Raw genomic sequence first — 7,035 nt, forward strand, 5'->3', positions numbered from 1 at the left:
TATCAGTTCTTGGCGACGAAGCACTGGGCTCCCTGCCCCTGAAGGGTGGAGCACAGGGAGGAGGCCTCTTCCCGCGACATGGGGCCGACCCGGATGCGGTAGAGCGTGTTGCCGTTGACCTCGGCCTTCATCACCAGCGGAGGCTGGCTTTCCAGCTCCGAGTACTTCTGGCGGAGCTGGGCCAGGGTCGCTTCGGCCCTGCTCTCGCTGTTGGCGATGCCGAGCTGCACGGCGTAGTCACCCGTCGCCACCGTTGCCGGCGTCGCAGCCGACGCGGCGGGCGGCGAAAGCGGGACAGGCTGGGCCGAGGCCACCTGCTGCGGCGATGAGCCGCTGGCCGGCGTGGCCGGAGACGGCGCGGGAACCGGAGCCGGGGTGGCAGGCACCGCCGCGGGTGTGCTCGCCACGGGCTTGGGCGCAGCGGGAGCCGGCTGAACGGGCGCAGCGCTGGGCGTCGCCGATGCGGCCTGGGCGGGCTGCGCCGCCTCGGGCAGGGTCATGGTGGGCAGGGGCGCAGCGGCAGGAGCCGGGCCGGGATTGGCAGGCTCGGCCCCGACCACCGTGCCATCGGGGCGGATCGTGACCGTACGGACCTTCCGGGGCTCCCCGAGATTGAGGCCATTCGCCGGCTGCTGGGGGGCAGCTCCGCCCATGGCATCGCCAACGGCCCCGCCGTTCAGACGCACCGCCTGCTTCACATCGACAGGCTGCTCCTCACGGTTGACGACCTTGGTCTCCGTGTTGCCGGCGCGCTCATAGATCTGCTTGTTCTGGTTCGGGATCTCGACCCCGCCCGGATTCTGCGGCTGCACCTTCACGGGCTCGTTGGATGCCTTGACCAGCGGCGGCTCGCCGCTTGCGGCGGTCGAAGGCCCATCCGTGAGGGCGTAATAACCGCCGGCTCCTATGGCAGCGAACCCGAGCACCGCCCCGATGGCGACCAGGCCCCTGCGGGACCGGCGCCTCTGCACGGGCGGGTAGTCCAGCGCTTCAGGCTCGGCGTAGCGCGGATCCGGATATCCGGCGTTCTCGTCGTAGTAGTTGTCGTAGGCCCCGCCGGCATAGGCGCCCTCCCCTTGCGACGGGCTTGGGGCGCGATAGCCGTAGGCCTGCTCGGAGCCGCGAACCTCCACTTCCTGGTAGGGATCGGCCTCAAAGGAGGGCTCGACGTAACCGCCGCGTCGCCCATGATGCACCTCGCCTCCACGGCTGGCATACAGATCATGGACGGCAGCCTGCGCCTGCTGCCTGGGACGGCTGCCGCCGTCGCTCGCCAGGATCGATTGGAAAGGATCGTCCTGCCCCACGATGCGGGCCAGCTCGGCCAGCGGGTCGTTCCGCGTGGCCGGCGCCGGCTGGTGGGACGAGGCGCCCTGCGCCTGGGCGAGCTGACGCTCGATCTCATTGAGATCGACCGCAAAACGGGGCTTCACTGATTCGCTCATGCGCCGGACCTCCAATTACGCGACAGGAGCCAAAACGGCTCCGCCGGCATGACGACACGCCACCCGCAAGAACGGCCTGAAACGGTTGCTCCGCCTCGAAAACCGTTACCGCATTTCATCGGGTGCCGTAACGCCCAGAATCGCAAGGCCGGATGCCAACACCCCTTTCAGGGCATGCACGAGAGCCAGCCTCGCCAGGGTTGAATCTTGATCAGTTTGATTAACAAAGCGTAATTGCGGCAAGTCTTTGCCCTTGTTCCACAGACTGTGGAAGGCGCTCGCCAGATCGTAGAGGTAGAACGCCACCCGGTGAGGCTCATGGGCCTCGGCAGCCGCCTCGACCGTCCGCGGGAACTGGGCGATGCGGCGGACAAGATCCAGCTCCGCCTCGTCCTCAAGCACCGAAAGGTCCGCCTTCTCGAGCCGGGAGGCTGAGAAATCCGCCCCCGGGAATGCCTCGGCCGCCTGCCGGAACACCGAGGCCGAGCGGGCGTGGGCATACTGGACGTAGAAGACCGGGTTGTCCTTGGACTGCTCGACGACCTTGGCCAGGTCGAAATCGAGCGGCGCATCGTTCTTGCGGAAGATCATCATGAAGCGCACCGCATCCCGGCCCACCTCGTCGACCACGTCGCGCAGCGTCACGAAGTCGCCTGAGCGCTTGGACATCTTCACCGGCTCGCCGCCGCGCAGGAGCTTCACGAGCTGGCAGAGCTTCACGTCCAGCTCGGCCTTGCCGTTCGACACGGCCTTCACCGCCGCCTGCATCCGCTTCACGTAACCGCCGTGATCCGCCCCCAGCACGTCGATCATGACGTTGAAGCCGCGCTCGAACTTGGAGTGGTGATAGGCGATATCGGAGGCGAAGTAGGTGTAGCTGCCGTCGGACTTCAGGAGCGGGCGGTCCACCTCGTCGCCATAGGCGGTCGCGCGGAACAGGAGTTGCTCGCGGTCCTCCCAGTCCTCGTCCTTTTGGCCCTTGGGCGGCGGCAGGCGGCCCACATAGACGAGATCGCGCGCCCGCAGGTCGGCGATCATCCGGGACACCTGGTTATCCTCGCCCTGCTGCAGGGACTTCTCCGAGAAGAAGACATCGTGGCGGATGTTGAGCGCCGCGAGGTCCTCCCGGATCATGTCCATCATGCCCTCGATGGAGACCCGGCGGACGAGGGGCAGCCACTCGGCCTCGGGCTTGTCGAGGAGACTTGAGCCGAACTCCTCGGCGAGGCGCGCGCCGACGGGCTTGAGGTAATCGCCCGGGTACAGTCCTTCCGGAATGCCCCCGATCTCCTGCCCCAGGGCCTCCCGGTAACGCAGATAGGCGGAGCGGGCGAGAACATCGACCTGCGCGCCGGCATCGTTGATATAGTACTCGCGGGTCACCTTGTAGCCGGCGAAGGCCAGCAGGGAGGCGAGCGCATCGCCGAAGACGGCTCCGCGGCCGTGGCCCACATGGAGCGGCCCGGTCGGGTTGGCGGAGACGTATTCCACGTTGACCGGGGTTCCCGCCCCCTGCCCGCTCCGGCCGAAACCGTCGCTGTCCAGGACGGCTGCCCGCAGAACCTCATGCAGGAATTCGGGTGCAAGCCTGATATTAATGAAGCCCGGACCGGCGACCTCCACCGAGGACACGCGAGGATCGTCCTTCAGGTCGCCGACGAGCAGGTCTGCCAAGGCGCGCGGGTTCATGCGCGCCTCCTTGGCCAGAACCATGGCGGCATTGGTGGCCAGATCGCCGTGGGACGGATCGCGCGGGGGCTCCACGACCACGCGGCTGACGTCCAGCCCCGATGGAATCTGGCCCGCACCGGCCAGACGGCCGAGGGCATCCGCAACCCGCTTCTCAAACAACCCGAAAATGTTCATGTACTTCGATCTCAACAGGGGCGACGGCCCCGAAAGCTTTGGCGCGCCTAACGCAAGTCAGGGGTTACGTCAAACAGGCGACGGTGTTCAAGGATCGCATAGCGGTCCGTCATGCCGGCGATGTAGTCCGACACCCTTCGGGCAAGGCGAGTCTCGTCCTCCGGCAGGTCGGTCCGCCACTCGTCCGGCATCAGATCGGGCTCGCCCGTGAAGCGGCGGAAGAGGTCCCGCAGCACGTCGTCGGCCCTGGCCCTCACCGCCATCACCTTGGGATGACGGTACATATGGGCATAGAGGAAGCGCTTCACACCGGCATCCGCCTCCCGCATCTCCTTCGAGAAGCCGACGGTTGTCTCGCCCGCCTGCCGGATATCCTCGGCCTTGGCCGGCTTGAGCGCCTCGATCCGGCTCTCGCTCTGGGCCACCACGTCCTCCACGAAACGGGTGATGACGCGCCGGGTCAGTTCGTGGATGCGGCGGGACAGGTCCAGGCCGGGCCAGCGCCCGTCGATTTCGCGCAATAGCTCGTCCAGGAACGGAACCTCACGCAGGTCGTCGATCTCGAAAAGCCCGGCCCTCAGGCCGTCGTCGATGTCGTGGGCGTCGTAGGCGATGTCGTCCGCAATCGCTGCCGCCTGCGCCTCCCCGCTCGCATGGCTTGAAAGCTCCAGGTCCTGCTGGCTGTTGTATTCGAGGATCGCGAGCGGAACGCCGCGGGCCTCATAGCGCAGGGTCGGCCTGCCTTCGGGATCGAGAAGGGGGCCGTTGTGCTTGACCAGCCCCTCCAGGGTCTCCCAGGTCAGGTTGAGGCCGTCATAAGCCGCATAGCGGCGCTCCAGGCGGGTCACGATCCTGAGCGCCTGGGCGTTGTGGTCGAATCCGCCATAGGCCGCCATGCACTCGTCCAGCGTGTCCTCGCCCGTATGACCGAAGGGCGTATGGCCGAGATCATGGGAGAGCGCGAGCGCCTCGGCGAGATCCTCGTCCAGCCCCAGGGACCGGGCGAGCGCCCGGGCGATCTGGCTGACCTCGATGGTGTGGGTCAGCCTGGTCCGGAAATGGTCGCCCTCGTGGTAGACGAAGACCTGCGTCTTGTGCTTGAGGCGACGAAAGGCCGAGGAATGAATGATCCGGTCCCGGTCGCGCTGGAAGTCGCTGCGGGTCGGGGAGACCGCCTCGGGGTAGAGGCGCCCCCGGCTGTCCCAGGGATCGCAGGCGTAAGGGGCTCGCCATCGTTCTCCATAGGGCCGCACGGATCATCCTCGGGTTGAAGCCTTGCCAAGGCGCACTTACCTTGCTCTTAACAGCTTGTCCAAGAATTACGTCCTCATGAGGACCGGAACCGCCATGCCCGGGATTACCCTGACCGAACGCGCCGCCCGCCGCATCAACGAAATCATGGCCACGGAACCTACCGGCTCCATGCTGAGAATCAGCGTGAACGGGGGCGGCTGCTCAGGATTCCAATATGCCTTCGACGTGGACCGGACCCGCCAGGACGACGACCTTGTCATCGAACGCGACGGGGCGACGGTGATCGTGGACGAGGTGTCGGTCCAGTACATGGACGGCTCGGTGATCGACTTCGTGGACGACCTAATCGGCCAGTCCTTCAAGATCGAGAACCCCCACGCTACAGCCTCCTGCGGCTGCGGCACTTCGTTCTCGTTGTGAAACCCTGTTCCTAGCCCTATGGTCCCTGCCTGACCGCTCCTGGCCGAATACGGCCTGAGGGCCTTCGTGTCTTGGGGACCATCATGGGCTTTCTTCGCCGCTCCGGCATCTGCACGCTCGCCTTCCTTGCAGGCTCCGCAGCCCTGCAATTCGAACCTGCAATCATAAGGGATGTTGCGTTCGGCCACGGGAGCGAGCAGGTCACGGTCGGCGCCGTCCGGGTCCCGCTGTGGAGCGCGGCCTTTGCGCAGTCCACCGACAGCTTCACGCTGGAGGACGTGCGCTTCACATGGGGACCGTTCACCTATGAAGCGAAGCGGATCGACTTCACAGACACGAAGGCCTCCCGGCGGAACTTCGAGACGCTTTTCTCCTCAACTACCGAGCCGATGGCGGAGCGCGTTGCCCGTATCAGCGCCAGGGAGGTCACCGCTCCCGAAGTGAAGGTCACGCAGAAGCTCGGCAACCGAACCCAGACGGTCCTCTACAGAAACGTGTCGTTGAACGACATCGTCCAGGGTCAGATCGGTTCAGTCACGATCGACACGATGGCCATCGAGGACACAAGCGCCAAGGGCAATATCCTGACGAGCTATGGCCGGACGAAGATCAGCGACCTGGACATGCCGGCCTTCATGAGGCTCTACGATACGAAGGACGGCAAGGCCGCCCTCCCCCTGACCAGAATTTATGGTTCGCTCTCCATGGAGGACATCGACGTCCTCGACACCGGAGAGGACTACAGCCTTGAGATCGAAAGGGTGAACGGACGGAATATCATGGCCCGTCCGACGAGAGACTCATGGAGCGGCACGATAGCGCTCATTTCCGAGCTGACCGACAAAAGCACCACCACATCCGAGGAAAAGGACCGCCTCGTCATGGCCGTGGCCGATCTTCTCGAGGCGTTCGACACCGGTTTCGTCGAGACGACGGGGATCAAGTTCAAGTCGGGCCCGAAGTAGAACGGAAAGCCCGAGGTCACCGGGACCATCGACCGGATAGCCTATCAGGGGAGCACCGGCTCACAACCGGCCGATCTACGAATGGACGGGATCGAGATCGATGCCCCGGACAATCGGGTCAAGATCGAGTCCGCCAGCCTCAATGGCTTCTCCATCGCTCCGACCCTGAAAGGACTGAAGGCGCTTCAGGGCAAGCCCCTGAAGGATCTCGATCACTCCGCCCTGCGCAGCCTCATCCCGACATTGGGCACCCTGCGCCTGTCGGGCATGGGTATCGATACGCTGGACAGATCCGGACCTGCACCGGAGCGCACGAACCTGACCGTCAAGTCCTTTGAGATCACGGCCGACAAGCCTGTGAACGGGATTCCTACGAACATCAGGATCGACCAGCAGAACTCCGCATTCGAACTGCCGGCGAACAGCACGGACGAGTTTCTCAGACAGCTCATCGCGCTCGGCTACAAGACTCTCGACACCTCCTTCGTCGCGGCTGCCACCTGGAACGAGGAGAGCGGCGAGATCGCCATCAAGGAATTGTCCCTGGAGGGGCAGGAGATAGGTAGCGTCTCCCTCTCCGGCACCATCGGCAGTGTCGGCAGGGATCTGTTCAGCACCGATAAAGCCACTGCCGCCGCGGCGCTGATCGGCGCGAAGGCGAAGGCTCTCGACATTGTTGTCGACGACAAGGGCCTGCTCGAGCGCTACCTCGCCAAGGCGGCCGAGGAGCAGAAGACGAGCCTTGAGTCGCTACGCAGGACCTATGCGGGCGCAGCGCCTCTCGCCCTGTCGTCACTGCTCGGCAATTCGGAGCAAGCCAAGACTCTCGGCCAGGCGGTTTCCCGTTTCATCGCCCAGCCCGGTCGGCTCACGATCTCCGCCGAGCCCAAGAACCCCTCGGGCTTCGGCGTGATGGACTTCATGCTGGCATCCGATCCCAAGGAAGCCCTCAAGAAGCTCGACGTGACCGCAAAGGCCGAATGAGCGCCCCTCAGATCAGGCTTGGCTGATCCTGCTCCATCGCCTGGGCCTCGACGACGGCAATTGCCGTGAGGTTGACGATGCCGCGCGCGGTCACGGACGGC

General features: G+C 65.2%; 6 protein-coding genes. 3 read left to right on the forward strand and 3 right to left on the reverse strand.

What is annotated here, in order from left to right; all coding sequences use genetic code 11:
* Nucleotides 1–2: 2 nt before the first annotated feature.
* The 3 genes from LG661_RS11330 to LG661_RS11340 form a co-directional block, all read right to left on the reverse strand.
* The gene (locus LG661_RS11330; protein WP_230532012.1) at nucleotides 3–1,445 is read right to left on the reverse strand and encodes an SPOR domain-containing protein; all 1,443 of its coding nucleotides are present in this window, start codon (nucleotides 1,443–1,445) and stop codon (nucleotides 3–5) included.
* Nucleotides 1,446–1,550: 105 nt separating this feature from the next.
* On the reverse strand, nucleotides 1,551–3,311 hold the full coding sequence (gene argS, locus LG661_RS11335; protein WP_230532013.1) for an arginine--tRNA ligase: 1,761 nt from the start codon (nucleotides 3,309–3,311) through the stop codon (nucleotides 1,551–1,553).
* A 47-nt stretch (nucleotides 3,312–3,358) separates the two neighbouring features.
* Nucleotides 3,359–4,564, reverse strand: coding sequence for a deoxyguanosinetriphosphate triphosphohydrolase (locus LG661_RS11340; RefSeq protein ID WP_230532015.1), 1,206 nt, complete (start codon nucleotides 4,562–4,564; stop codon nucleotides 3,359–3,361).
* A 94-nt stretch (nucleotides 4,565–4,658) separates the two neighbouring features.
* On the opposite strand from LG661_RS11340, the gene erpA reads away from it, so the two are divergent.
* The 3 genes from erpA (at nucleotide 4,659) to LG661_RS11355 (ending at nucleotide 6,934) form a co-directional block, all read left to right on the forward strand.
* The gene (erpA, locus tag LG661_RS11345; RefSeq protein ID WP_230532027.1) at nucleotides 4,659–4,985 is read left to right on the forward strand and encodes an iron-sulfur cluster insertion protein ErpA; all 327 of its coding nucleotides are present in this window, start codon (nucleotides 4,659–4,661) and stop codon (nucleotides 4,983–4,985) included.
* An 83-nt stretch (nucleotides 4,986–5,068) separates the two neighbouring features.
* Nucleotides 5,069–5,950, forward strand: a complete 882-nt coding sequence (locus tag LG661_RS11350; RefSeq protein ID WP_230532019.1) for a hypothetical protein — start codon at nucleotides 5,069–5,071, stop codon at nucleotides 5,948–5,950.
* A gap of 81 nt (nucleotides 5,951–6,031) precedes the next feature.
* On the forward strand, nucleotides 6,032–6,934 hold the full coding sequence (locus LG661_RS11355; protein ID WP_230532020.1) for a hypothetical protein: 903 nt from the start codon (nucleotides 6,032–6,034) through the stop codon (nucleotides 6,932–6,934).
* Nucleotides 6,935–7,035 lie beyond the last annotated feature (101 nt).

The organism is Microvirga roseola (genome assembly GCF_020866965.1).
Lineage (GTDB): Bacteria > Pseudomonadota > Alphaproteobacteria > Rhizobiales > Beijerinckiaceae > Microvirga > Microvirga roseola.

Excerpts from the sequence above, each read along its gene's own strand:
- LG661_RS11330 (WP_230532012.1), bottom strand. The coding sequence starts at position 1,445 with ATGAGCGAATCAGTGAAGCCCCGTTTTGCGGTCGATCTCAATGAGATC.
- argS (WP_230532013.1), bottom strand. The coding sequence starts at position 3,311 with ATGAACATTTTCGGGTTGTTTGAGAAGCGGGTTGCGGATGCCCTCGGC.
- erpA (WP_230532027.1), top strand. The coding sequence starts at position 4,659 with ATGCCCGGGATTACCCTGACCGAACGCGCCGCCCGCCGCATCAACGAA.
- LG661_RS11350 (WP_230532019.1), top strand. The coding sequence starts at position 5,069 with ATGGGCTTTCTTCGCCGCTCCGGCATCTGCACGCTCGCCTTCCTTGCA.
- LG661_RS11355 (WP_230532020.1), top strand. The coding sequence starts at position 6,032 with ATGGACGGGATCGAGATCGATGCCCCGGACAATCGGGTCAAGATCGAG.